The sequence below is a fragment of the Pseudarthrobacter sulfonivorans genome (genome assembly GCF_031454915.1).
Lineage (GTDB): Bacteria > Actinomycetota > Actinomycetes > Actinomycetales > Micrococcaceae > Arthrobacter > Arthrobacter sulfonivorans_C.
Genome location: NZ_JAVDRS010000002.1, coordinates 551,925 through 575,946 on the forward strand (window position 1 = coordinate 551,925; position 24,022 = coordinate 575,946).

The window sequence follows — 24,022 nt, forward strand, 5'->3', positions numbered from 1 at the left end:
GGTGCTCAGGCCGTGCCTGCCTGACCCTTCCGCAGCCAGGCCATGGCCTCATCCCGGGACGTAAAGAAACGGGTGGGGCAGGGCAGCTTGTTGATGCCCAGGATGAAATTGGCCAGCACCTTGTCAACCGGCGAGGACCCCAGCAGCGCAATGCGGGACGCCTGGCACGGCCTGCCGAAAACGGCGCGGGCACCCCGGCTGACCTGCGCCGTAGTAGCCATATCCACCAGCATGGGATGGCGGAGCTCCCCGCACAGTTCGTTGACGCCGCGCATGGCAGCCTCGGCGTCCGCTTCGGAGATGGACACCGCCCGCGGCCACTTCAGCTGGACAACACCGTGCCCATCCAGTGTCAGATCTGCCTTGGCAGCGTCTGCAGGCTGACTCGTCACGATTACCCTCCGCGCATCTCTATAAGGACCAGGTGTGCCCCGTCACCCTACAATGTACTCATTCAGGACTGAGCAGGTGCTCAATCAGCAGCGAGGGGGACGGCTTGCCAGCGGACACGCCACATTTTGCCACCGTGCCATACCTGGCTGTCGTTGCGGATCCTGACGCCGGGCGCCGGGGATTCACCGCGGCAACCTTGGAAGCGGCGGGTTTCATGGTCCGCACAGCCGGGAGTGCCGCCGGCCTGACCGCCCTGCTCGGCGACGGCGAGCCGTCAGTTCTCGTCCTGGACAGTTCGCTCTCGGATGTCGACGTCAGCGCTCCCGTGCTGGTGCTCGTGGACCTGGACAGCCCGGCCGAGGTCAAAGCCGTGGAGCATGCCGGCGTGCGGGACTGTGTGGCCAAGCCGCCCGCGGCCAAGGAACTCGTGCACCGCGCCACTGCACTGATCAATTTGGTTTCCCGCCGGACCGAGGCGCGCCAGGAAGCCGAGACGTTGCGCGAGAGGCTGCGGCAGGTATCCGCAGCCATCCGCGGAACCAACGATCCACAGCAGATCGCCGACTTTGTGGTGAAAGGCTTTGGTGAGACCTTCGGCGCCGACCGGGTCTGGCTGACCACGTTCGACGACTACAGGGTCCCACTCATCACCGCCCAATGGCACCGTTCCAGGCTTGCGCCACTGCCCGCAACCCTGTTCGCGGACGCGGAACAGGCACGTACCGCAGCTGATCTCCTGTGGGCACAGTCGGAATCCCTGACTGCGGAAGGGGCCTTTGTCCAGGGCGGCAGTGGCGACGTCGCGCAGCCGGCGGAACTTGCCGCACTTGGCGCGGCCGCATCCGTCGCCGTCCCGATGGGGGAGGGCAGTTCGTCGCTGGGCATCATCTGGATAGCGTTGCTGGACTCCCCGAGGGAATGGTCACGAACTGAGCTCGGGCTGATCCAGCACGTGGCCGGCAACGCCGCTCATGGCCTGATCCAGAGCCACCTGATCACCAGCCAGCAGCAGGTGGTCAAGCAGCTCCAGCAGCTGGACAAAGCCAAGACCGATTTTCTGGCCACCGTCAACCATGAGCTTCGCACCCCGCTGACGTCGATCATGGCGTACCTGGACATGATCCAGGAGAACACGTCCGATCCGGTGTCCAACGAAGTCCACCAGATGCTGGACATCGTGGTCAGGAATACCGAACGGCTGCGCCTGCTGATTGAAGACATGCTGAGCGTTTCCCGCAACGGGCACGAGCTCAGCCCCCTCCAGCTGACACCCTTCCGGCTGGACCGGACACTCGAGATTGTCACCGCCGCGCTGACACCGCTCGCGAAGCTGCAGAACGTCACCATCTTGCTGGCCCCCTCGGCTGACAACCCGGAAATTATGGCCGATGAAGTCCAGCTGCAGCAGGTCTTCACCAACCTGGTCTCCAACGCCATCAAGTTCACGCCAAGTGGAGGCCGGATCGATGTTACGAGCGTTTCGTGTACCGAAACCGACGGCACCCGCTGGGCAACCGTGAGCGTCTCAGATACGGGGATGGGGATCTCCAGCGATGAAATAGCCCACGTCTTCACCCGCTTCTACCGGGCCTCCAACGCCATGTCCGGGGCGGTGCCGGGCACCGGCCTGGGCCTGGCCATCACCCAGGACATCGTCGATCGCCACGGCGGGCGCATCGACGTAGCGTCGGAACTGGGCCTGGGGACCACTGTCACGGTGAAACTCCCCCTCGCCGCACACGCATCGCAGAATCCCTGAACCCCGGAGAGGAGGACGCATTGTTCGCGGACGATGATCCCAGGCTGTCCCAACTGTTGGAGGGCATTGTCCGGCTTGCCTCCGGCGACCTCCAATCGCGGATTGAGGTCTCACCGGCCCGGGACGAACTCGATGCCATCATCATGGGCACCAACCTTCTGGCCGAGGACCTGCAGATCATCTACGAGGAACTTGAACAGCGCGTCGAGGACCGCACGCAACTCCTCCACGAGGCCCACCGCGAAATGCAGATGATGGCCATGCAGGATCCGCTCACTGGCCTTGCCAACCGCTCAGCGCTCCTTGCCGCGATCAAGTCAGCCCAGGACGACGACGGCGGCGCCGCCAGCCAGCCCGTCGTCCTGCTCCTGGACCTCGACGCCTTCAAATCCATCAACGACGCCCTTGGCCACGACGCCGGCGACCAGGTGCTGATCACAGTCGCCAAGCGCATCCGCGGCGCCGTCCGCGGCACCGATGTTGTGGCGCGGCTCGGCGGCGATGAGTTCGCCATTGTTATGCCTGCCACGGGTCCCGACCAGGCCGCCGTCGTCGGTCAACGCATCCTGGCCGCCCTCAAGGTACCGATCGAACTGCCCGACCGGACCATCCGCTGCGGGGCGAGCATCGGGCTCAGCATGGGGGAGGCCGGGCGTTCGGCCGAGGACTTGCTCATGGAAGCCGATGTTGCGATGTACGCTTCCAAGGCCGAGGGCCAGAACCGGCTGCATGTGTTTGAGCCCGGGCTCCTGCTGGTCCGCAGGCTCCGCAGCCAGTTGCTTGACGACCTCCGAATCGCCGTCAAGGGCGAAGGGCTGGTTCTCCACTACCAGCCCGTGATCGAGCTGGACACGGGACGGATTGAAGGCGTGGAGGCCCTGGTCCGCTGGCAGCACCCCACCCGCGGGCTCATCATGCCGGATGAGTTCATCCCCCTTGCCGAGGACGCCGGGCTGATCTCTGAGCTTGGCCTGTGGGTCCTCACGACGGCGGTTCACCAGCTCCGGCGCTGGATTGACGACGCACTCGTGGACAGTACGTTCTCTGTCCGGATCAACATCTCCGCCACCGACCTGCAGAGCCTGCAGTTCATTGAAGACGTCCGGGGCGTGCTCAAGGAAACGGGTGTCCGGCCGGAGCAGGTTGTCCTGGAACTGACGGAAGTGGCCATCGTAAGGGGCAACGAACTGGACCGGTACTCACTGGGTGGGCTCCGGGGGCTTGGGGTCGGAATCGAGATCGACGATTTCGGGACAGGCTACTCCTCCATCAGCTATCTTCGCCGGCTCCCCGTGGACCGCGTCAAGGTGGACCGCTCCCTGATCGAGGGACTGGGCACCGACCCCAGCCAGCCAGCACTGGTGGCCGCCGTCCTGCAGCTGGTACGGGCCTGCGGGCTCGAAGCTGTCTGGGAAGGAGTGGAAACGGCGGAGCAAGCCGAGCATCTGCGGAACCTCGGCTGCCTGAGCGCGCAGGGATATTACTTCAGCAAGCCGGTTCCACCCGAACAGGTCCCCGGGCTACTGGCGAAGGCTTCAGCGGAGAGTAATAGCAGTTAATCCGGGAGGGGCTGCGCTTTTGGCCCATACCGATATACGATCTAGTTGCGGTATCATATTCTCCGCGGCCAGGGAGATCGGCCTAAAATTAGAAGTAGCAAATTCCGAAGGCGTTTTGAAATTTTGAAAATAGAATGGCCAGCGGGCCATTACTTCGTCAATGGGGGGCGTTGCTAATGACTGTTCGGGTGCAAGCATGGGGAGTTATCGCTGCGGTATTAGCGGATCCAGATCCTGCCGGGGCGGCAATCCGCCAGCGCCTTAGCGACCGCCTGGGCGAAAACCCGGGCGTACCGGAGCGGGCCTTGCTGGAGTACCTCCTGGAGCGCCGGCAAGAGGATGCCGAGCAGGAGGGCACCCCGGACACGGCCCACGCGCCGCAGCCGATGAACGCCATGCCACCACATCTGGCTGAGCGGCTGCATTCATTGCGGAGCCTGTCTCGGATCAGCGCATTGCTGGAGAACCAGATGCTGATGACCGCCTTCCAGCCTATTTTCGGCCTCGACTCAAGGTCTGTGGTGGGCGTCGAGGCGTTGTCGCGCTTTGTGAGCGACGACGGCGCAGGCGCGGAACTCTGGTTTGCGGAAGCTGCTGCCGTTGGGCTCGGCGCAAATCTGGAATTCTCGGCTCTCGGTTCTGCGGCGTCGGCCGCCGCGAATCTCCCACCACACCTTTATGTCGCCATGAACATCTCCCCGACGTCCTGCCTCGATCCGCGGCTCCCCGAATTGTTTGACCACATCGAGTTGCCCATAGACCGTATTGTGCTCGAATTGACGGACGGAATTCCCGACGAAGAATACTCGCATTTCATTTCCGCAATTACTCCGCTGCGGGAACGTGGTCTGCGTATTGCAATTGACGATTCACACTCCGGCGCCGGCACCCTAAGCCGGATGCTGCACCTGCGCCCCGACTTCATCAAACTCGGCAGAAGCGTGATCAGCGGTGTGGACTGGGACGCCTCCCAGCGAGCTCTTGCGGCCTGCATGGTGGACTTCGCGGCCCAGATCGGCACCGTCCTGGTGGCGGAAGGGGTTGAAACAGCCGAAGAACTCAGCGTCCTGACGGAGTTGGGCTTCAGCGCCGGACAGGGATACCTGCTCGGCCGGCCGTCAGTACTGCCGATGGATTGGGAGTCCTGGAACACTCCCCTCGATCCGGAAGAACTCCGGCACGTCACCGCCGCCGATTCCGGCCACGCCTTCCCTGGCCCTGGTGGCGCTGACCGGCACTGATACGGTTGCGCCCCACGTAAGGTTGCGCCGCACGGTGACGCATGGCGTTACTCGTCGTGCCCCTGGTCCCCACTCATCTGGTCCTCCATGGGCGGGGTCTCCCCGGGCGGCACTCCCCCGCCCGGCTCCAGGCCGGTAATGTTCCCCTCTGCGGGGTCCGGATTGGCTGAGTCCGCGGAGTCCTTCGCGGGCCGATGGGCTTCCTTCGCTGATGGAGTGTCTTGTTCCGGGAGGTTGCTGCTCATGGCACTGGTTCCTTCCTGGGTGCGGCCGGGGCTGTTCCCAGCTCTGGACTAATTGTAAGCATGCTGATAATTCTGGAGGATAGGTTCCGGCGGGATCTCAGAGGTGCTGCCGGGCTCGCATTTCAGGAAGGAGCGGTCAGATGGGCATTGGCGACAGCATCAGCAAGGCGGCTGAGAACGCGATGGAGGACTTGGCGGGTACGTCCAAACCGACCGATGGTACAAGCGTTCCGGAGCCAACGGATCCCAACAGCGACGTCGAAGTGCACTCATCCATCAGCGAGGGTTCCAATGCCATGGAAGCCGAAAAGGAAAAGGCTCCTGGCCTGAAACCTGGCCCCACCACGGGGCCGGTGTCCGCCGACCCCGCCCCGTCCGAAAATGACAGCGGGACCACAGAATCCGAAACCGAAGACGCGCCTGATGTTCCCCGCGGCGTCCCGGGACCTGGCGGCCTGCCGGAAGGCGACCCCGGCGAGCTTCGTGCCGATCCCGGCGAAGGCGGCGAGGACCCCTCTACGCAGTTGGGCCGCAGCTGACTTTAGAGGCCGAAGGCCGGCCAAGCGGCGCGTGGCCGGCAGCCACGCGAGGTCAACTGCCCGGCCACTCATCCCGTTCCTGCAGGACCTGCTTCAACAGATCGGCCCGGTCCGTCACGATCCCGTCCACACCGAGATCCAGCAGGCGGCGCATCTCGGCGGGCTCATTGATGGTCCACACATGAACCACCAGGCCGAGGCGGTGCGCGCGCCGGATGAAGCCCGGCGTCACCACCGGGATCACGCCGTGCCGGACTGGAACCTGCAGGGCCTGAACGTCATGCAACGGCCGCCGGAGCACAAGGCGCAGCAAAGCAACTGGAAGCACGGGGCCGAGCAGGACGAACAGCCCGTTCGTCACCACGCCCGCCGACGACGCAACCGGGCGGCTCAGCAGCTTCAGAACCGCCCGCCGGCGGCGGTCTGAAAAACTCGCCACCAGGACCCGCTCATGCGCCCTGTGCCGTTCTATGCCGGCTGCCAGACTGCGCACGGAATCCCAGTCCTTGACGTCGAGGTTCGCCCGGATGTCAGGGAACGCCGTGAGCAGTTCATCGAACAGCGGCACCGGCTCGCGCCCGCCGATCCGTGCGGCTGCCACCTCGGCGGCGGTCAGTTCGGTGACACGGCCACGGCCGTCGGTGACCCGGTCAAGGGTTTCGTCGTGGAAAAGCAGCAACACGCCGTCGGACGTGGTGTGGACGTCCGTTTCGACGTGCGTGTATCCGAGGTCGACGGCGGCGCGGAACGCGGCCATCGAGTTTTCGAACCCTTCCCCGGAGAATCCGCGGTGGGCCATGGCGATGGGGCGCGCGGGACGCGAATCATCCCCGGAAGTGTCAAAGTACGGCCAAGTCACGCTGCGAGCGTACCGGAACCGGCCGCTATGCCTCCTGCAGCATGATCTCCACGCCGTCGCTGCAATGCAGCAGCGTGCGGCCCAAGCCGTCGTCGAGGGCCACCCAGACGGCGGTGTGGTCCGAGGTGATGGCGTCCACGAGCCCGCCGGTTTCGTAACCGGGGGTGAGGAAGACCCGCACCCGGTCGCCCTCTTTCAGTGCTTTCCAGTGCGCAGCCGGTTCTGCCGGTCGCAGCGGCGCTTCGGCCGCACGTTGGTTGCCGTTCCTTGCCATGACTTCCCCTCAAGCTGCGGATGTGTATATCCACGGCCCACGTTAGGGGGCGAAAGTGAACGTCAGGTGAGCGGAAGCTGTGAATCCCGGCGTTATGAGCCGGCTCAGGACAGCTCTACCCCAAGCGCTGCGAGCCTGGCCTCGAGAACCTGGGCCACGCCGTCGTCGTCAAAATGGGGTGCCTGCTGCCCGGCGGCGCGGATGGCTGCCGGGTGGCCGCTGGCCATGGCGTATCCGTTGCCCGCCCAGCGCAGCATCTCGACATCGTTGGGCATGTCGCCGAACGCCACCACGTCGGTGGCGTCGATCGAGAGGGACTTCGCGTACTCGGCCAGGGTGACGGCCTTGTTGACGCCGGGAAGGGACAATTCCAGCATGGCCACGCTGGGGGCGGAATGCGTTGCGTACGCGAGGTGCGCCACGGCGGGCCGGACGGCGGCGAGGAACTCGTCCGGGGTGCCCTCCCGGACGATCGCGAGGAATTTCACGACGGCGTCGTCCGCGGTCAGCGTGTCAGTCAGCGGCGCGGGGGTGAATTCGGACAGCAGCTCGCTGGAGCCGTTCTCAATGAAGCCCGGCTCCAGGTGGAACCCGGTGAGGGTTTCAGCGGCGAACAGCGCGGCCGGGCGCAGGTCCTTGATGATCCGGCGGATTTCCAGCACGGCACCAATGCTCAACGTCTGGGCGGAGACCAGCCGGTCCGTTTCGAGGTCCCACACTACGGCGCCGTTGGAGCAGATCACCGTGCCGGTGTGGCCCAGCTGTTCCTCGAGGGGGTGGAGCCAGCGCGGCGGACGGCCGGTGACGAAAACAAGCTCGATGCCGGCGTCCCGGCAGGCGTGGAAGGCGCGGATGGTGCGGTCACTGATTTTTCCATCGTGCCCAAGGATCGTTCCATCGATATCACTTGCTACCAGCCGCATCCTGCCAGTCTACGTGGGGCGGTGGACATGCCTAACCGGCGGGCCTGGCTTCGGCAGATCGTTCGCTGAAGTCGTCCCGAGACGTTTTTTTACTCTCCGCGACGCCACATTGAGCCTTCGCGACGCCGGGTGAACGCCCGTGTCCGGAACCATTGTGGCGTGTCGGGGCCGTCCGTAATCTCTTCTCCAGTACTCGCCCCAACAAAGGAATCCCCATGGCAACTCCGCAGGACAACAGTCCGCAGAACCCGCAGAACTCCACCCGCATCGTCGCAGGACAGTCCGCCGCTCCGAAGCGCCCGCTCGGCCTGAAGATCGGCATTGTGGCCGGCGTCCTGGCCCTGATCGGCGGCGGCGTGGCCGTGGCAACCGCCGTCAACAACAACGCCACCGTGCCCGCCGCTTCCGTTGCAGCGCCGGGCAATGCCGCGGCGGAGCTCAAGCTCGGCTACTTCGGCAACGTTACCCACGCCCCCGCCCTGGTGGGCGTCAGCCAGGGTTACATCGCCGGCGAGCTGGGCGATACCAAGCTCAGCACGCAGGTATTCAACGCCGGGCCCGCCGCGATCGAGGCGCTGAACGCCGGCGCCATCGATGCCACCTACATTGGCCCGAACCCGGCCATCAACTCGTTCGTCAAGAGCGGCGGGGAATCGGTGAACATCATTGCCGGTGCTGCCGCGGGCGGCGCGCAGCTGGTGGTCAAGCCGGAAATCACCGCAGCCGCTGACCTGAAAGGCAAGACCCTGGCGTCCCCGCAGCTCGGCGGCACCCAGGATGTGGCGCTGCGCGCATGGCTCTCGGCCCAGGGTTACAAAACAAACGTCGACGGCAGCGGCGACGTCGCCATCAACCCCACCGAGAACGCTCAGACCCTGAAGTTGTTCCAGGACGGAAAGCTCGACGGCGCGTGGCTGCCTGAGCCGTGGGCGTCCCGGCTGGTGCTCCAGGCCGCGGCCAAGGTCCTGGTGGATGAAAAGGACCTGTGGGACGGTTCGCTGACCGGCAAGGCCGGCGAGTTCCCCACCACCATCCTGATTGTGAACAAGAAATTCGCCGCCGAACACCCGGACACCGTGAAGGCCCTCCTGCGCGGCCACGTCAAGTCAGTGGAGTGGCTGAACGGGGCGGCTGCCGGCGAAAAGGCCACCGTCATCAATGCGGCCCTGAAGGAAGCCGCCGGAGCCGAGCTCAAGGGCGACGTCATTGAGCGTTCACTGAAGAACATCGTGTTCACCGTGGATCCTCTGGCCGGCACCTACTCCAAACTATTGAAGGACGGTGTTGAGGCCGGCACCACCAAGCAGGCGGACATCAACGGCATCTTCGACCTCACCGCGCTGAACGGAGTAACCGGAGAGAAGACCTCCGCGGCGGGGCTGGGCAAAGAGTAGCTTCTTCCTGCGGGTCGGTCGCTCCATCGTGCAGCACACGGTGGAGCGGCCCAGGGAATAGTTCGGCAACTGCCAGCCAAAGGTTGCCTTGGCGCAGTCATCGGTCGGCCCGCACTCTAGGTAAGTGCGATGCGTGCCAATAGGAGCGCGCCCACGGTCACGTCGAAGACGGCGCGGCCGTTTTCATGCGTGAAGGGTATCTCCGCCGGCGCGGCGTCCCCCGGCTGCGTGACGGTCACCCGCCGCGGCATCTTTCCGCCGCAGGGGATGGCGACCTTGAAGCTGGCACTCTGCCCCTTGAACCCGCCAGTATCGAGGCCGTGGATGTTGGCGAAGAGCACATCCAGGCGGTGCTCCGTGCGCTGTCGCAGGTCGATGACCACCGCTGGCGGCGCATCGGTGACAATGGTGTGCCCGCCCGCCTCCAGGATCCGCACCAGCTGGGTCGTCGTTGCTGCTTCGGTGGTCTGGTAGTACGTCTGCCCCACCTGCTGGGTCACCAGTACCACTGCACCACGGCCGTACGTCGTGCGCACCCAGTTGGCGCCTGCCTTGATGCCAAACGCCTCCAACAGCGCCGGCTTCGCCCGCAGCGCGCCGTTCTCATCGAAGACGCCGGCATCGGTACCACCGGTGACCAGCAGCGTGCCGCCAGCCTCGACGTAGCTCTTCAGGCTGGCGATTTCCCCCTTCGACAGCGCCGCCGGCCGTGGCGCCACCACCAGCGGGTAGGGCGCGAGCCGCGCCGGCTTCAAGTGCGGCGTGGTGACGACGTCGTACGGCGCGTGCGCGTGGATGAGGGCCTTGCAGATGCCGCGGTATTCGCCGAGGTAAGGCAGGGTCTTGGCGGAGTCGGACAGCGTGCTCGCCGACCAGTCCTCATCAGCCGGGTTGATGCTGGTATAGAGCCCCACGCCGGCGTTCCGGTCGACATAGTCGCGGCTGGCACTGGAGAAGACCACCGCCACCGCGTTGGCGCTCTCACCGGCCCAGATGTCGTTGTTGTCCTTGAGCCAGCCATACATCTTGCCGCGCCAGGCATCGCCTACCGTGTTGTTGAGGAGCGGGACCTGGCTCTCGTAGGGCCGCACGCCACCGGCGATGCAGATGGCCATGACCCGCTCGGCGTCGTCGGTCTCCTTGCCGTAGCAGATCGCCCAGCCCGGGTTCTTGCCCGCGCAGCCGCGGCCGTGGCGCATCATGATCGCCATCGAGATCCAATCGTCGGCGGGCGCCTCGCGCATGCCGGTCGCGTCGCTGGCGGCGCTCACTTCCCACACGCGCAGCACATCGCCGGCGTCACGGCTGGCGCCGTCGAGACCCTCCACCGTGGCGTTGCTGTAGTCCACGGTGCCGGTCTCGACGATGAGCTGGAAATCGGGCCGTACCGTGCGCGCACCGGCAAGCACCGCCTGCTCGAACTCGTGGATGACGCCGTGGCGCCACGCCACCCACCGGCGAAACACCGGATTGTTCCAATCCACGCGCGTGGGCTGGGCGAGCCCGGTCTCGGCGCGGAACTTGGCGGCGCAGGAGGCGTTGGTGCATGGCCACACCCCGACGATGTCCGAGAGCAGCGGGACGTCGCCCCACAAACCGTCGAGTGAGGTCTGCGCCAGCCGCTTCACCCGGCTGATGAAGTAGTCGCGGTAGCCAGAGGTGGGGCAGAGCCAGGCGCTCTCGGTCCCCCTTGGCACCCAGAAAACGCGGCCCCCGCCGACAAACTTATTCGGCCTGCCGTCGATGCCGCGCTGCACCCAGTCCGGGTGATCCTTCCACATGGTGCGGCGCCTGTCCCGAGCGCTCCTGGTGAGCGCCTCCAGCATTGGATAGTAGGCCACCGCCTTCATGCCGCGCTGGTGGCATTTCTTCGCCACCGCCTCGATGTAGACCACGCTTTCCTCGAAGCGTGCGCCGGTCATATAGAAGGAGAGATCGGAATCGATCACCACCACGCTCACGTGCGCGGCCGCGAGCACGTCCAGTCGCGCGTCAACGTCCGGATCCTCCGAGTAGGTCTCGAACCCCGCCACGCGCGCGTCGGAGACCCAGCTCAACTCCGCAGGTGGCAGCTCCACGATCGGCGGGAGCCCACCCTGCGGCGTCTCCGTCCCCGGTACCGGCGTCTGGCCGCCGCCACCCGCGCCGCCGAGCAGGTTGCTTCCACACCCCGCACCAACGGCGGCAAAGCTCAGCGTGACTGCAACGAATTTGCGTCTGGAAATTTCGGGCCTTGGTCCGGGACGGTACAAAATGACTGCCTTCCTTTTGAGGAAGCCCCCCACCTACATCCTCGACCAGTGTGGGCGAATGATTGCCAGTTGCACAAGGGGGTTGCGGCTTCGACTCCGGCTATATTTCTCAAACGTGCAAGCCGTCCTGCTCTTGGCTCATGACGCTGAGCATGTTTCTGGTGCCGGGCAACAGGAACGGCAGAACCTAAGACGGGCACAAACGGCGCGACGGGCCTGATCAGGCCTTCGCGATCGGCAGCACCAGCAAATAGCCGGTCGGCAGATCGCTGCTCCAGCGCCGCGGCTCGCGAACCACGAACTGCGTCGCCAACTGCTCGGGGGTGAGCAGGCTGTTCGGCGCGGGCGACGGACCCCACTGCCCGCTGCCGTGCGGGTATAGAGGATCCTGGACGCGGATGCCGGTGACCGAAAATTCACGGAATTGGCCGGGATCGCCGAACGACTCGAACCCGCTCATCACCCACGCGTGTCGACCGCTCCACATCACCAGCCCGACAGGCCGGCCCGTGTCGGCGATGGCGCGCGCCGCTGTCTGCAGCGCGTCCTCGTAGTCGGCGATGCTGACGACGCCGTATGGCCCCATCCCGACCGCGGTCAGCACCTTCGCCCAGCCGAGCGGGTTGGCACCGTTAAACGAGTTGGACGACCGTGCCCGGGCCATCTCCCACAGCTCGCCCTGCTGAGCGCGATCGGTCCACGTGCCACCGCCTGTGTCGTCGATGAGGTTGTGCGCGATCTGGATGCTCGCCGCAACACACCAGTCGAAGGTGTACTGCGGAACGAAGTCACCCTCCTGGTAGAGATTGAGGGCGAACGCCGCCCGGGGCGCAGGGGTTGGTGTCGGAACCGGTTTCGGCGTCAGGGCTGGGGTCTGGCGAGGTACGAGGTCGACGTCGGGCGCGGATGGCGGGGCCGAGGACGTAGCGGTCCGTTGAGCGGTGGCGGCCTCATCAAGGCCGACCGCGGGCGCACAGGCTGTCAGGAGGCTCGCCAGGACGACGAGCCACACCACAAAACGAGGCTGGGTGCCGGTCATGATCGATCCAGTCTAGCGCGACGTGCCTGCGAGATTCATGACTCGACGCATCAGCCCACACAGCCGCCGACGTACCGCGGGTGAGTGTGAATACGATGGGAGAAAGTTTTATTCCTTGGCCTGAATGCCGAGAAGTCGACTGCGTGCTTGGCCGTTTTTCCGGTTGATAAGCGAAAGTCAGTCCGAATGTCGTCGCGTCATTGCTGCTGCCGCTTCACCATCTCAGTGATCCAGATGGGCGCGAACGGAGAGGTACAGTTCGGCGGCGTGGGGTAATCCTTGAGCACCTCCAGACGTTCCCCGATGTCCAGGGCACGGGCGCGGTGCCCGGCGTGCTCAATGCCGATCTGGGCCAGGCAGTGGTTCATGGCCCACTGCAGGCGGTCCGGGGCGGCCTGCATCTCCGCCTCGATGATGTCGAGCAGTCCCGGGAGGTCGAGGCCCTCTGGTTGCTTCACCACGCGGTCGCTGGTCAGCGCCCAGCCTGCACTGGCCACCACAGGATCCCGATCGGCGAACCAGAGCACTCGCAGCGTCTCGGCGTGCGGGCTCTTCTTCACCACGTAGTTCACCAGCCAGTCCTGCACCTTGGGCGTGCCCGCCTGGCGCAGCATGGCGTCCAACTCTGCACTCCCGAATGCCTTCACACGGCAGATCAGCAGCGCCAACAGCCGGGCCGCAGTATCCCCGGTGGCCCACAGCTCGAGCGCGAGCTCCTGCTGGGTCTTGAGCCGCTTGGCCACCGCCCGCAGCTTGCCGAGGTTCACCCCGTGGTCGTCACCGTGCCGGGCGTTCACTTCACGGGCCCTCGGGTCCTCGAGCGCGGCCAGCTCGGCCAGCACCTCGTCCACCGTCGTCCCGGTCACCGCCGTTGTCTGGGCCACCTCAGTCTCCTGTCCATCGTGCGTGCGGGATGCAGGTTCAGCCTACCCACCGATGCGGAATCCCGCGGCTTCAGAGCAGCATGGCTCGGCGCAGCCATGCCTCAAGGGCCGGTCCGACCTCGCGAACTTCTTCGCCGCGCACCGCCAGCCCTTCGCCGATGGTCGCCCCAGGACATGAGGCGGCATAGTCCCGCCCGGTGGTGCCGAGTCCGCTCATGGCATGGGTGGTGACGGGGTAAATGGTTTTGCCGTTGAAGTCGTAGCTTTCGGCGAATGTCGACATGATCATCGGTGCCCGGACGTTCCATACGCCGCTGGCCAGGAGAACGGTGCCGTACTGGTCGATCGAGGGCAGCGGGGAGGTGATCGCGGGGCGGGCATCCGCATCCTGCTCGCGGACGTTGCGGGCGACGGCGGCATCGTAACTGTCAGGGTAGGGGTCAGCGGCCACGATCCGGTGCACGTCGCATGCGATGAGGCTGCTGACCATGCCCGCCAGGACCTCGGTGTTGCCGACGTCGAGCTCGGTGCGTCCGCCGTAGTAGTAGTTCTCCCCGGCACGGGAGAAGTAGGCCAGCAGCACCCGTCCACCGCTTGCACGCGGGGCGGGGCTGCTCTGGGTCGCGGTGGACTCAGCAGTGTCCTGGGCGGGCATGGTGTTTGGCTCTCCTGTGGTGCATGCTGACGTCCCGGCGGCCACCACCGCACCGGCTAGGCCGGCGAACGCGGAGCGCAGCACGGTTCGCCGCTCGATGCTCGGCAATTCCATGCGCATCGTGGCCTTAGTCGACGCGGCGCTGGCCGAGAAAGCTGACCATCTGGGGATCGCGGTGGTCGAAGAACAACGAGGTGCCCGTGTCCATGGGTGCGATGAGGGCCATTTCTGCTGCGCCCAGTTCGAAGTCGAAAACGTCCAGGTTTTCGGCCATGCGGTCCGGGCGGACGGATTTGGGAATCACGACGACGCCGCGCTGGATAAGCCAGCGGAGCACCACCTGTGCCACGGACTTTCCGTGCGCGCTGGCGATGGACGTCAGGGTGGGGTCGGAGAACAGGTTGTTCCTTCCCTCCGCGAACGGGCCCCAGGACTCATGCTGGACACCGTGCTCCCGCATGAAATCATGGTCGGCCTGGCGCTGGTGAAACGGGTGGGTTTCAATCTGGTTCACGGCCGGGGTGATGTCGTTGTGCGTAATCAGGTCCATCAGCCGGTCTGTGTGGAAGTTGGACACGCCGATGGCCCGGACCAGTCCTTCAGCGTGCAGCTCCTGCATGGCCCGCCACTGGCTGTAGTAGTCGCCGTAGGGCTGATGCATCAGGTACAGGTCAACGTGGTCCAGGCCCAAGCGCTTCAGCGAGTTCTCGAAGGCGCGTTTCGTGTTGCTCTCGCCCGGGTCCTGCACCCAAAGCTTGGTGGTGACGAACAATTCGTCGCGGGCGATGCCACTGTTCCGCATGGCGCGGCCAACAGATTCCTCGTTCTGGTACGCGGCTGCGGTGTCCAGTGAACGGTAGCCCGCTGCGAGCGCATCAGTGACGGCCTGCTCGGTCTGGTCTTCCGGGATCTGGTAGACGCCGAAACCGAGGACTGGCATTTCGACGCCGTTATTAAGCGTGATGGTGTTCATGGCAGGTTCCTTGCGGTGGTGAGTTGGGGCTGGCTCTGGGACTGGGCAGCGGCGTATTCCCGGCCGGAGACCGGTTCGAGCCATATGGCGGTCTTGCCGCCGTCGTTCTCGAGGAGGGCCAGGTGGCACATCATGCTGTCCGCGGTGGCGCCGTGCCAGTGTTCTTCTCCGGGTGGGGTGTGGACGGTATCTCCCGGACGTATGACGATGACGGTGCCGTCGCGGGTGGCGACGAGCCCCGTGCCGTCCGTGCAGTGCAGGGTCTGTCCGAGCGGGTGTGAATGCCAGTTCGTGCGGGCACCCGGCGTGAAGCGGACCATGGCAGCCACGAGCCTGGACGGGGAGTCGGCATTGTGCAGCGTGTTGACATACACGTCCCCGGTGAACGTCTCTGCCGGGCCTCGAGCGGTGGTTGTGGGAGGGATGAGTTTCATCTCCCAAGAGAACCAGTCATTGGGCGTGCCCGGGAGTGCCTGCTGTTACAGGTACTACCAGTACCTGTATGGGCAAGGCCAGCCGCCTCCTTGCTCCCCCGGGTCATGCCGCTTACTCCTCCGGAACCGCGTTCAGTTCCGCGCGGGTGGGCGGGTTGGCGCCGGGGCGGGAGACAGTGACGGCCGCTGCGCGGGAGGCGTGGGCCAGCAGTTCAGCAAGGCCCTCGGCTGGCAGTTCGCGCAGGTCCTTCCGGTTCTGTGCGCCGTCCAGGCCCCGGTCCACAATCCCGGAAAGCAGCGCAGCCATGAAGGAATCCCCCGCACCCACGGTGTCCGCCACCTCCACTTCGGGTGCCGGATATTCTGCCTCGCCGGCGGCGGTGATCCCCCACGGACCGGCCGCGCCGCGGGTAACCACTACCATCGCCGGCCCCTCCGCACCGTCCTGGGACAGCCAGCGGCGGGCCGATTCCAGCACGTCGACGCCTGGGTACAGCCACGCGAGATCCTCATCCGAGGCCTTGACAACATCCGCCAGTGACGCGAACTTTTCCGCCTGCTTCCGTGCATAGTCCACGTCGGTGATGATGCTGGGCCTGCAGTTCGGGTCGAAGCTGATGGTGGCGGACGGGTGGGCGTGTTCCACGGCAGCGAACACCGCCGCGGCGCCCGGCGCGAGCATCGTGGCAATGGAGCCGGTGTGCAGCAGCGTGGTGCCCTGCAGCATAAAGGCGAGCCGGTCCGCCAGGTTGGGAAGCTCCCAGGCGAGGTCGAACGTGTAGGTGGCGGCGCCGTCGTCGTCAATCAGGGCGGTGGCCACGCTGGTGGGCAACTCGTCCGGGCCCTGCGGCAGCATCACGGAACTGGCCCGCAGGTGGGCGGCAACGGCGTCGCCGTAGGCGTCGCGGCCGTAGCGGCCGATGAACTGCACGGGATGGTCCAGGCGGGCCAGCCCCACCGCGACGTTGAGTGGGCTGCCGCCTACGTGGGCTTCGATTCCGGAGGCGCGCTGGACAACGTCAACAAGGCCCTCGCCGATAACAGTGAGCATGGGTCATACTCTGCCAGAGAAGCGGCCGCGCCACGCAGGTTTATTACCCATCGCCTACCATGGAGATATGACATCCCATGTCCTGCCGATGGCCGCAGCCATGCCCGACGTCGAGCACGTCCTCGCCGTCCGGGGAGCCGGCGGTTACCGCCAATACAGAATTCCCGCCCTCGCCGTCTCGCAGGCAGGCACTGTGCTGGCGGCCTATGACGGGCGACCCAACCTCGATGACCTGCCCAACCCGATCGATCTCCTGCTTCGCCGCAGCACTGACAACGGGCAGACCTGGGGACCCCAGCAGGTGGTGCGGACCGGCGGCGGCCTCAACGGCTACGGCGATCCGAGCCTCCTGGTGGACGCGGACACCGGCCGGATATTTTTGTTCCACGCCGCCGGAACGCGCGCCGGCTTCTTCGAGGCCGTGGCGGGAATGGAGCCCGATGACCACGTCCAGCACTGCGACCTCAGCTTCTCCGACGACGACGGCCTGACCTGGCAGCACCGCCGGATCACCGCCCAGCTCAAGCTCCGGCCGCCCGCACGCGCCGGCGAACCGGCCATCACCGGAATCTTCGCCGCGGCGGGCCAGGGCATCCAGATCCACGCCGGCCCTTTCCGCGGCCGGCTGGTGCAGCAGTACGTTGTCCTGGCCGGCGGCGAAATCATGGCGGCATCCGCCTACAGTGATGACCACGGCGAGAACTGGACGCTCGGGGAACTGATCGGCGCCGGCACGCACGGCTTCAGCCCCAACGAAAACAAGGTGGCCGCCCTGAAGGACGGCCGGCTTCTGCTCCACAGCCGAGGCACGCCGCGCCGCCTGGCCGCAACATCGGACGACGGCGGCGCCACCTGGGGTGCGCTGGCCCCGGTCGGGGACCTCCCGGACCCGGGCGACAACGGTTCGCTGGTCCGCTTCGACGGCCTGCCGTCCGTGGCCTGCTTCGCCCACGAAGCCACCGATTCATGGCTGCTGGCCACCAACAACCACGACACGTCATTGCGTCGGAACACCGCCCTCAGCCTGTCCGCCGACAACGGACGCAGCTGGCCGGCCAAGCTGGTGCTGTGCCCGGGCAGCTCTGCGTATTCGACGGCTGCACGGCTGCCCGACGGGAACATCGGCGTCCTGTACGAGCGGCAGGGATACCGTGAGATCGTGTTTGTTTCCGTGCCGGCGGGGCAACTCAGCAAACAGCTCGTTGCCTTTCGCGACGGCCCCGTTGGGAGTCCCCCGCCAGCGTCCGGCGACGATGCGCCGGAGCCCGACGGCGCTGCCGGCCTCGTGTTCGACATGGAAGTCCGCTCCATCACTCCCGGCCGCCCGCCCGTCTGGCAGAACGCCGGTGAGTTCTACGTGATGCCCGCCGGCGGTGACGAATGGGGCGTCCACACGTGGAAGGAAATCGGCCAGGGCTACACGGCCGAGGACGCCCAGGTGATCGGGACCAGGGAGGCGCAGGACCTCAACTACGGCCCCATCATTCCCGGCTACAAACCCGGGGACATCCTTGCGTTCACCGGCCGGGCACGCAACGACGGAACTGAGCCACTGACCCATGCCCGGCTGTCCGGCCCCGGCGCGGAGGACTTCCCCGCAGCAGATCTCGCCCCCGGCCAGGAAGCCCTCTACTTCACCCCCGGCTACACCGTCACCGAGGCGGACGTGGCACGCGGCCGCGCGGACGTGGTGTTCGACGTGACCGCAACGCGGGGCACCACAGCCGTGCGCCGCCGTCGTGCGTTCAGTTTTGACACCCGCACCGGGGCCATTAGCGCGCCAGGGTGAAAGAGCGTCCGGAGGAATTCGCGCTTGACGCGAGGCTGTGATGAGACTTACAGTCGACATACGAGCTCGGACGTCCTACATCCGATAAACCTTCTGGAATGGCGAGGCCCTCATGAACAACATCACCAAGAACCTGCCGCTGGTCAATGACGCCAGCCGCCGGAACTTCCTCAAGCTCACCGGCGCCATGGGTGCCGCTGCAGCCTTCACCACCACTCTCGCCGCCTGCGGCGGCCCGGCCCCCACCACCAACTCCGCCGGCGGCGGCGGCGCAGTCAACAAGGACCTCACCATCGAGGCGGGCATCTCCTACGCCCTCTCCACCGGCTTCGACCCGCTAAGCTCCTCCGGCGCCACGCCGATGGCCGCCAACCTGCACATCTTCGAAGGCCTGATCGAACTGCACCCGGCCACCCGCGAGCCATACAACGCCCTGGCCGCAACCGACCCCAGGAAGGTCAACGACACCACCTACCAGGTAACCATCCGGGACGGCGCCAAGTTCCACGACGGCACCCCCGTCACCGCCGAGGACGTTGCCTTCTCCTTCACCCGCGTCATGGACCCGGCCAACAAGTCGCTGTTCTCGCAGTTCATCCCATTCATCCAGGACGTGAAGCCCGTCGACGCCAAGACGGTCGAATTCACCCTCAAGTACGCCTTCCCCGGCTTCGGCCCCCGCATCTCCGTGGTCAAGGTTGTCCCCAAGGCCTTGGCCACGGACCTCAAGGCCTTCGACGCCGCCCCCGTCGGCACTGGCCCGTACAAGCTCATCTCCGCCGTGAAGGACGACAAGATCGTCTTCGAAGCCTTCGCCGACTACAACGGCCCGAAGCCCGCACTGGCCAAGGGCATGACCTGGCTCCTGCTCTCGGACGCCGCAGCCCGCGTCACCGCTGTCCAGTCCGGCCGTGTCCAGGCCATCGAAGACGTCCCCTACCTGGACGTCGACGGCCTCAAGTCCAGGGTCAAGGTTGAATCTGTCCAGTCCTTCGGCCTCATGTTCCTGTTGTTCAACTGCAGCAAGGCGCCGTTCAACAACAAGCTGGTCCGCCAGGCCCTGCACTACGGCCTGGACAAGGACGCCATTATCAAGAAGGCCCTGTTCGGCAACGCCGTAGCCGCCAGCTCCTACTTCCAGGAAGGCCACCCGGACTACGTCAAGGCCAAGAACGTCTACGGCTACGACGCCAAGAAGGCCGAAGACCTGCTCAAGGAAGCCGGCGTGACGAGCCTCGAATTCGAGCTGCTCACCACGGACACCGCCTGGGTCAAGGACGTTGCCCCGCTGATCCTCGAATCCTGGAACAAAATCCCGGGCGTGAAGGTCTCCGTGAAGAGCATCCAGTCCGGCGCGCTGTACACGGACCGCGTCGGCGCCGGCGACTACTCCGTCGTCGCGGCCCCGGGCGACCCGTCAGTCTTCGGCAACGACGCGGACCTGCTCCTGAGCTGGTTCTACTCGGGTGCCACCTGGATGGAAAAGCGCGCCTACTGGACTGCGCCGGAACGCGCCAAGCTGCAGGAACTGATGAACAAGGGTTCGCAGGCCTCCGCGGCGGATGCCAAGAAGATCACCGGCGAAATTGTGGACCTCGTCTCCGAGGAAGTTCCGCTCTACCCGATCTTCCACCGCCAGCTGCCCTCCGCCTGGGACGACAAGAAGCTCAACGGCTTCAAGCCGCTGCCCACCACCGGCATGTCATTCATCGACGTCGGACGCACCGCCTAACCAAGGCACTGCGTTGCGAGGCCTGCTCTGCGCCCCTCATCCCCCCGGGAGCACGCCGGGCAGGCCTCGCAACATTTGAACTGCAGCACCCAAACAAACCGGAGAACAAATTGGTCACGATATTGCGCCTGCTCGGCCGCAGACTCGCAGCACTGCCATTGATGATCCTGGGCATCACCCTGCTCGTCTTCCTCGTCCTGCAGGCCGCTCCCGGCGACCAGGCCAGCTCGGCCCTCGGCGACGGCGCGTCTGAAGAGGCGAAAGAGCAGTACCGCCAGGAAAACGGCCTGAATGATCCGCTGGTCCTCCAGTACTTCAGCTTCCTCGGCAAGCTGCTGCAGTTCGACCTGGGCGTCACCACCCCGCCGGCAAAGTCGGTGGCCTCCATGATCGGCTCCGCGTTCCCCCTGACGCTGCAGCTGACCTTCCTCGGTGTCCTCATCGCCATCGTCCTGTCCCTGACGTTCGGTATCCTCGGCGCCCTCTACCGCGACAAATGGCAGGACCAGCTGGTCCGCGTCTTCTCGATCGCCGCGATCGCCACGCCGTCGTTCTGGCTGGGCATCCTGCTGATCCAGTGGTTCGCCCTGGGCGCCACCCCGATGTTCCCCTCGGGCGGCATCGCGACGCCGGAATCCGGCTTCGGCGGCTGGCTGAACTCCATGGCCCTCCCCGCCCTCGCGCTCGGCATCCCCGTCTCGGCTTCGCTGATCCGGGTGGTCCGCACTTCCATGGTGGAGGAGCTGGACCGCGACTACGTCCGCACCGCCATCGGCAACGGTGTCCCCTACCGCGAAGTGGTTTCCAAGAACGTCCTCCGCAACGCCCTGGTCACCCCGGTGACCGTGCTGGGACTGCGCGTGGGCTACCTGCTCGGCGGCGCCGTCGTGATTGAAATGATCTTCGCCCTGCCCGGCATGGGCCAGCTGATCCTCAACGGCATCACCAACCTGGACGTCAACCTGGTCCAGGGCGTGGTGCTCACCATTTCCATCACCTTCGTTCTGGTGAACATCGTGGTGGACCTCCTCTACTTGCTCATCAACCCCCGAATCAGGACGGTATAGCTAATGCGCAGCAAGCTTGCTGAACGGCTGAGTGCCCCGGGCATCCGTTTCAAGGCCCTTCCGTGGGGCTCCCGCATCGCCCTCCTCTTCCTCATCATGATTGTGCTGGCCGCCGTCTTCGCGCCGGTCATCGCACCGCACGATCCGCTGGAAACCTTCATCCCGGCCACCCCGCCCGGCGCCGAGCACTTCTTCGGCACCGACCGCCTGGGCCGCGACATCTTCTCCCGCATCCTCTTCGGTGCGCAGTCTTCGCTGATGATCGGCCTCGGCGCCGTTCTCCTGGCCATCGTGGCGGGCGCCCTGCTGGGTTCCCTGGCCGCGACATCCAGCAAGGCCGTGAATGAACTGATCATGCGCCTGATGGACATCCTGATGGCGTTCCCGGGCATCGCCCTGGCTGCAGTGCTGCTGGCCGCCTTCGGCAACACGGTTCCCACCATCATCATCGCGATTGCCATTATCTACACCCCGCAGCTGGCCCGCGTGGTCCGTGCCAACGTGCTCTCGCAGTACGGCGAGGACTACGTCCGTGCCGAGCGCGTGATCGGCGCCGGCCGCTTCTACATCCTGCTCAAGCACATCGTCCGCAACACGGCCGCCCCCGTGCTGGTGTTCGCCACCGTCATGGTGGCTGACGCCATCATCCTCGAAGCCTCGCTGTCCTTCCTCGGGGCCGGCGTCCAGGACCCCGCACCGTCCTGGGGCAACGTGATCTCCTACGGGCGCAACCTGGTCCTGTCAGGCGGTTGGTGGGCCACCACCTTCGCCGGTGTAACCATTCTCCTCACGGTGCTGTCCCTGAACATCCTGGCCGAGGGCCTCACCGACGCCATGGTGAACCCGAAGCTGCGCAAGGCGGCTGCTGTTAAGGACGACGACGGCACGTCATCGACAGTTACAGGTGTGTCCGGCGCTGCGGTGGGTGCCACCGCCGTCGATACGGAAGTCGCCACCTCCGTGGCCCAGCCTTCAGTGGTGGAAACGCACGAGCTCGACGGCGTCCGCGCCGCCTACGGCGATACCCTTACCGAGGAGCACTACAGCGGGGCCGCCGTCCTCTCCGACCCGAAGCTGGCCGCGGTAAACCCGCACCTGCTGCTGGACAAGGAACTGGAACTGCTCGCGGCCATCGAAGCCCAGCGCACCGACCGCCTCCCCCAGGTCCCCGCCGATGCCCGCAACGTCCTCGAGGTCAGGAACCTGTCCATCCGCTTCCCCGGCCGCTTCGGCGACACCGCGATTGTGGACAACGTCTCCTTCAGCGTCCGCGAAGGCGAGACCATGGGCCTGGTGGGCGAATCCGGCTGCGGCAAGTCCATCACGTCCCTCGCGGTGATGGGCCTGCTGCCCAAGACCGCCGTGGTCACCGGTTCCATCAAATTCGACGGCAAGGAACTGCTGGACCCGGCCACCCAGCACAGCAGCGCCAAGGCCTACGAGGGCCTGCGCGGCGAGCAGATCGCCATGGTCTACCAGGACGCGCTGAGCTCCCTGAACCCGTCCATGAAGATCAAGGACCAGATGGAGCAGCTGACCAAGCGCGGCGGCCGCAAGACCCCCGCGGAGCTGCTGGAACTGGTCAAGCTCGATCCCGTCCGGACGCTCGCCAGCTACCCGCACGAGCTCTCCGGCGGCCAGCGCCAGCGCGTTCTGATCGCCATGGCCCTGTCCCGCTCGCCGAAGATCGTGGTTGCCGACGAGCCCACCACCGCCCTGGACGTCACCGTCCAGAAGCAGGTTGTGGACCTGCTCAACGAACTACGTGAACAGCTCGGCTTCGCCATGGTGTTCGTCAGCCATGACCTCGCCCTGGTGGCCTCCCTGGCCCACCGCATCACGGTCATGTACGCCGGCCAGGTGGTGGAATCCGCGCAGGCTTCGGAGCTGCTGCAGAACCCCAAGCACGAATACACGCGCGGCCTGCTCGGCGCTGTCCTCTCCATCGAGGCCGACGCCGTGCGGCTGCACCAGATCCCCGGTACCGTCCCGTCCCCGCGCGACTTCGCGCCGGGTGACCGCTTCGCCGCCCGTTCGCTGCGGTCCGACGCCGACCCCAACCAGCAGCTGGTCCTGACCTCGGTTTCCTCCGCCGGAGGCGAGGCCGCAGACCACTTCTGGGCGAGCCACCTGAAGGAGGACGCAAAGTGACTGATTCCACCGGCAAGCCGGTCATCGAGCTCAAGGACGTGAAGGTCTACCACCACGCACGTGGCGGCGGGCTGTTCCGCCCCAACATCGTCAAAGCGGTCGACGGCGTCGACTTCACCATCAGCCGCGGCGAAACCGTGGGCATCGTGGGCGAGTCCGGCTGCGGCAAGTCCACGCTCGCGTCAGTGCTCGTGGGACTGCAGACCCCGACGTCGGGCGAGGTGCTCTTCCACGGCAAGCCCGCCATCAAGCGGAACGCCGCGATGCGCAAGGAATTCGGCCGTTCCGTGTCCGTGGTCTTCCAGGACCCGGCCACCGCCCTGAACCCGCGCATGACCGTCCAGGACATCCTCACGGACCCGCTCCAGATCCACGGCATCGGCACCGCGGCAACCCGCGCGGCCAAGGTCAAGGAACTGCTGGCCCTCGTGGGCCTGCCGCAGTCCGCGGCCGAGGTCACGCCGTCGCAGGTTTCCGGCGGCCAGCGCCAGCGTGTGGCGATCGCCCGCGCCCTGGCGCTGGATCCGGACATCATCGTGGCGGACGAGCCGACGTCCGCCCTGGACGTTTCCGTCCGCGCCCAGGTGCTGAACCTGCTGTCCGACCTGAAGACCCAGCTGAACCTCGGCATGGTTTTCATCTCGCATGACATCCAGACCGTCCGCTACGTCTCCGACCGCATCTGCGTGATGTACTTCGGCAAGATCGTCGAACAGGGCAGCGCTGAGCAGGTCTTCGACAGCCCCACCAACGACTACACCAAGAAGCTGCTGGGCGCCGCGCCGAGCCTGCTCCACATCTAGACTTCC

General features: G+C 65.9%; 22 protein-coding genes. 10 read left to right on the forward strand and 12 right to left on the reverse strand.

Going from position 1 to position 24,022, the window contains the following annotated elements; all coding sequences use genetic code 11:
• Nucleotides 1-5: 5 nt before the first annotated feature.
• On the reverse strand, nucleotides 6-392 hold the full coding sequence (locus tag J2808_RS06550; protein WP_309813427.1) for a DUF7793 family protein: 387 nt from the start codon (nucleotides 390-392) through the stop codon (nucleotides 6-8).
• Between the two features lie 134 nt (nucleotides 393-526).
• On the opposite strand from J2808_RS06550, the gene J2808_RS06555 reads away from it, so the two are divergent.
• The 3 genes from J2808_RS06555 to J2808_RS06565 all read left to right on the forward strand — a co-directional run bounded on the left by J2808_RS06555 (nucleotide 527) and on the right by J2808_RS06565 (nucleotide 4,952).
• Nucleotides 527-2,152 carry an ATP-binding protein gene (locus J2808_RS06555; protein WP_309813429.1) on the forward strand — a complete coding sequence of 542 codons (1,626 nt, stop codon included), beginning with the start codon at nucleotides 527-529 and terminating at the stop codon, nucleotides 2,150-2,152.
• A gap of 20 nt (nucleotides 2,153-2,172) precedes the next feature.
• Entirely contained in the window at nucleotides 2,173-3,711 is a 1,539-nt protein-coding gene (locus J2808_RS06560) for a putative bifunctional diguanylate cyclase/phosphodiesterase (RefSeq protein ID WP_309813431.1), read from the forward strand.
• A 188-nt stretch (nucleotides 3,712-3,899) separates the two neighbouring features.
• On the forward strand, nucleotides 3,900-4,952 hold the full coding sequence (locus tag J2808_RS06565; RefSeq protein WP_309813433.1) for an EAL domain-containing protein: 1,053 nt from the start codon (nucleotides 3,900-3,902) through the stop codon (nucleotides 4,950-4,952).
• Nucleotides 4,953-4,999: 47 nt separating this feature from the next.
• Here the strand turns inward: J2808_RS06565 and J2808_RS06570 are convergent, their stop codons facing one another.
• Complete coding sequence (locus tag J2808_RS06570) at nucleotides 5,000-5,197, reverse strand: DUF6480 family protein (protein ID WP_309813435.1); 198 nt, start codon at nucleotides 5,195-5,197, stop codon at nucleotides 5,000-5,002.
• Nucleotides 5,198-5,337: 140 nt separating this feature from the next.
• Here J2808_RS06570 and J2808_RS06575 point away from each other — a divergent pair, with 140 nt between their 5' ends.
• Nucleotides 5,338-5,736, forward strand: a complete 399-nt coding sequence (locus tag J2808_RS06575) for a hypothetical protein (RefSeq protein WP_309813437.1) — start codon at nucleotides 5,338-5,340, stop codon at nucleotides 5,734-5,736.
• 52 nt (nucleotides 5,737-5,788) lie between these two features.
• Here the strand turns inward: J2808_RS06575 and J2808_RS06580 are convergent, their stop codons facing one another.
• From J2808_RS06580 to J2808_RS06590, 3 genes are all read right to left on the reverse strand, one after another.
• Nucleotides 5,789-6,595 (reverse strand): glycerophosphodiester phosphodiesterase, encoded by an 807-nt coding sequence (locus J2808_RS06580; protein ID WP_397428002.1) that lies wholly within the window; start codon nucleotides 6,593-6,595, stop codon nucleotides 5,789-5,791.
• A gap of 25 nt (nucleotides 6,596-6,620) precedes the next feature.
• Nucleotides 6,621-6,869 (reverse strand): hypothetical protein, encoded by a 249-nt coding sequence (locus J2808_RS06585; RefSeq protein WP_309813441.1) that lies wholly within the window; start codon nucleotides 6,867-6,869, stop codon nucleotides 6,621-6,623.
• 104 nt (nucleotides 6,870-6,973) lie between these two features.
• Nucleotides 6,974-7,792 carry an HAD family hydrolase gene (locus tag J2808_RS06590; protein ID WP_309813443.1) on the reverse strand — a complete coding sequence of 273 codons (819 nt, stop codon included), beginning with the start codon at nucleotides 7,790-7,792 and terminating at the stop codon, nucleotides 6,974-6,976.
• Between the two features lie 215 nt (nucleotides 7,793-8,007).
• Between J2808_RS06590 and J2808_RS06595 the strand changes: the two genes are divergently transcribed.
• Nucleotides 8,008-9,186, forward strand: coding sequence for an ABC transporter substrate-binding protein (locus J2808_RS06595; protein ID WP_309813446.1), 1,179 nt, complete (start codon nucleotides 8,008-8,010; stop codon nucleotides 9,184-9,186).
• Nucleotides 9,187-9,302: 116 nt separating this feature from the next.
• Here J2808_RS06595 and J2808_RS06600 read toward each other — a convergent pair whose 3' ends face one another.
• The 7 genes from J2808_RS06600 to J2808_RS06630 form a co-directional block, all read right to left on the reverse strand.
• Nucleotides 9,303-11,471: an alpha-amylase family protein gene (locus tag J2808_RS06600; RefSeq protein ID WP_309813448.1), complete on the reverse strand. Its 2,169-nt coding sequence runs from the start codon at nucleotides 11,469-11,471 to the stop codon at nucleotides 9,303-9,305.
• A 187-nt stretch (nucleotides 11,472-11,658) separates the two neighbouring features.
• Nucleotides 11,659-12,477, reverse strand: coding sequence for a hypothetical protein (locus J2808_RS06605; protein WP_309813450.1), 819 nt, complete (start codon nucleotides 12,475-12,477; stop codon nucleotides 11,659-11,661).
• Between the two features lie 197 nt (nucleotides 12,478-12,674).
• Entirely contained in the window at nucleotides 12,675-13,361 is a 687-nt protein-coding gene (locus J2808_RS06610; protein ID WP_309813455.1) for a DNA alkylation repair protein, read from the reverse strand.
• A 70-nt stretch (nucleotides 13,362-13,431) separates the two neighbouring features.
• Nucleotides 13,432-14,130: a flavodoxin gene (locus tag J2808_RS06615; protein ID WP_309813457.1), complete on the reverse strand. Its 699-nt coding sequence runs from the start codon at nucleotides 14,128-14,130 to the stop codon at nucleotides 13,432-13,434.
• Nucleotides 14,131-14,143: 13 nt separating this feature from the next.
• Nucleotides 14,144-14,989 carry an aldo/keto reductase gene (locus J2808_RS06620; protein WP_309813458.1) on the reverse strand — a complete coding sequence of 282 codons (846 nt, stop codon included), beginning with the start codon at nucleotides 14,987-14,989 and terminating at the stop codon, nucleotides 14,144-14,146.
• On the reverse strand, nucleotides 14,986-15,423 hold the full coding sequence (locus J2808_RS06625; RefSeq protein WP_309813461.1) for a (R)-mandelonitrile lyase: 438 nt from the start codon (nucleotides 15,421-15,423) through the stop codon (nucleotides 14,986-14,988). The genes J2808_RS06620 and J2808_RS06625 overlap by 4 nt, the downstream gene beginning before the upstream one ends.
• Before the next feature lie 112 nt (nucleotides 15,424-15,535).
• Nucleotides 15,536-16,474 (reverse strand): carbohydrate kinase family protein, encoded by a 939-nt coding sequence (locus J2808_RS06630; RefSeq protein WP_309813463.1) that lies wholly within the window; start codon nucleotides 16,472-16,474, stop codon nucleotides 15,536-15,538.
• Between the two features lie 67 nt (nucleotides 16,475-16,541).
• Between J2808_RS06630 and J2808_RS06635 the strand changes: the two genes are divergently transcribed.
• From J2808_RS06635 to J2808_RS06655, 5 genes are all read left to right on the forward strand, one after another.
• A complete protein-coding gene (locus tag J2808_RS06635; protein WP_309813465.1) occupies nucleotides 16,542-18,263 on the forward strand; it encodes a sialidase family protein in 1,722 nt (573 codons plus the stop codon).
• Nucleotides 18,264-18,375: 112 nt separating this feature from the next.
• Entirely contained in the window at nucleotides 18,376-19,995 is a 1,620-nt protein-coding gene (locus J2808_RS06640; protein WP_309813467.1) for an ABC transporter substrate-binding protein, read from the forward strand.
• Between the two features lie 110 nt (nucleotides 19,996-20,105).
• Nucleotides 20,106-21,062 (forward strand): ABC transporter permease, encoded by a 957-nt coding sequence (locus J2808_RS06645; protein ID WP_309813468.1) that lies wholly within the window; start codon nucleotides 20,106-20,108, stop codon nucleotides 21,060-21,062.
• Between the two features lie 3 nt (nucleotides 21,063-21,065).
• On the forward strand, nucleotides 21,066-23,213 hold the full coding sequence (locus tag J2808_RS06650) for a dipeptide/oligopeptide/nickel ABC transporter permease/ATP-binding protein (RefSeq protein WP_309813469.1): 2,148 nt from the start codon (nucleotides 21,066-21,068) through the stop codon (nucleotides 23,211-23,213).
• A complete protein-coding gene (locus tag J2808_RS06655) occupies nucleotides 23,210-24,016 on the forward strand; it encodes an ATP-binding cassette domain-containing protein (RefSeq protein WP_309813471.1) in 807 nt (268 codons plus the stop codon). Before J2808_RS06650 ends, J2808_RS06655 begins: the two co-directional genes overlap by 4 nt.
• Nucleotides 24,017-24,022 lie beyond the last annotated feature (6 nt).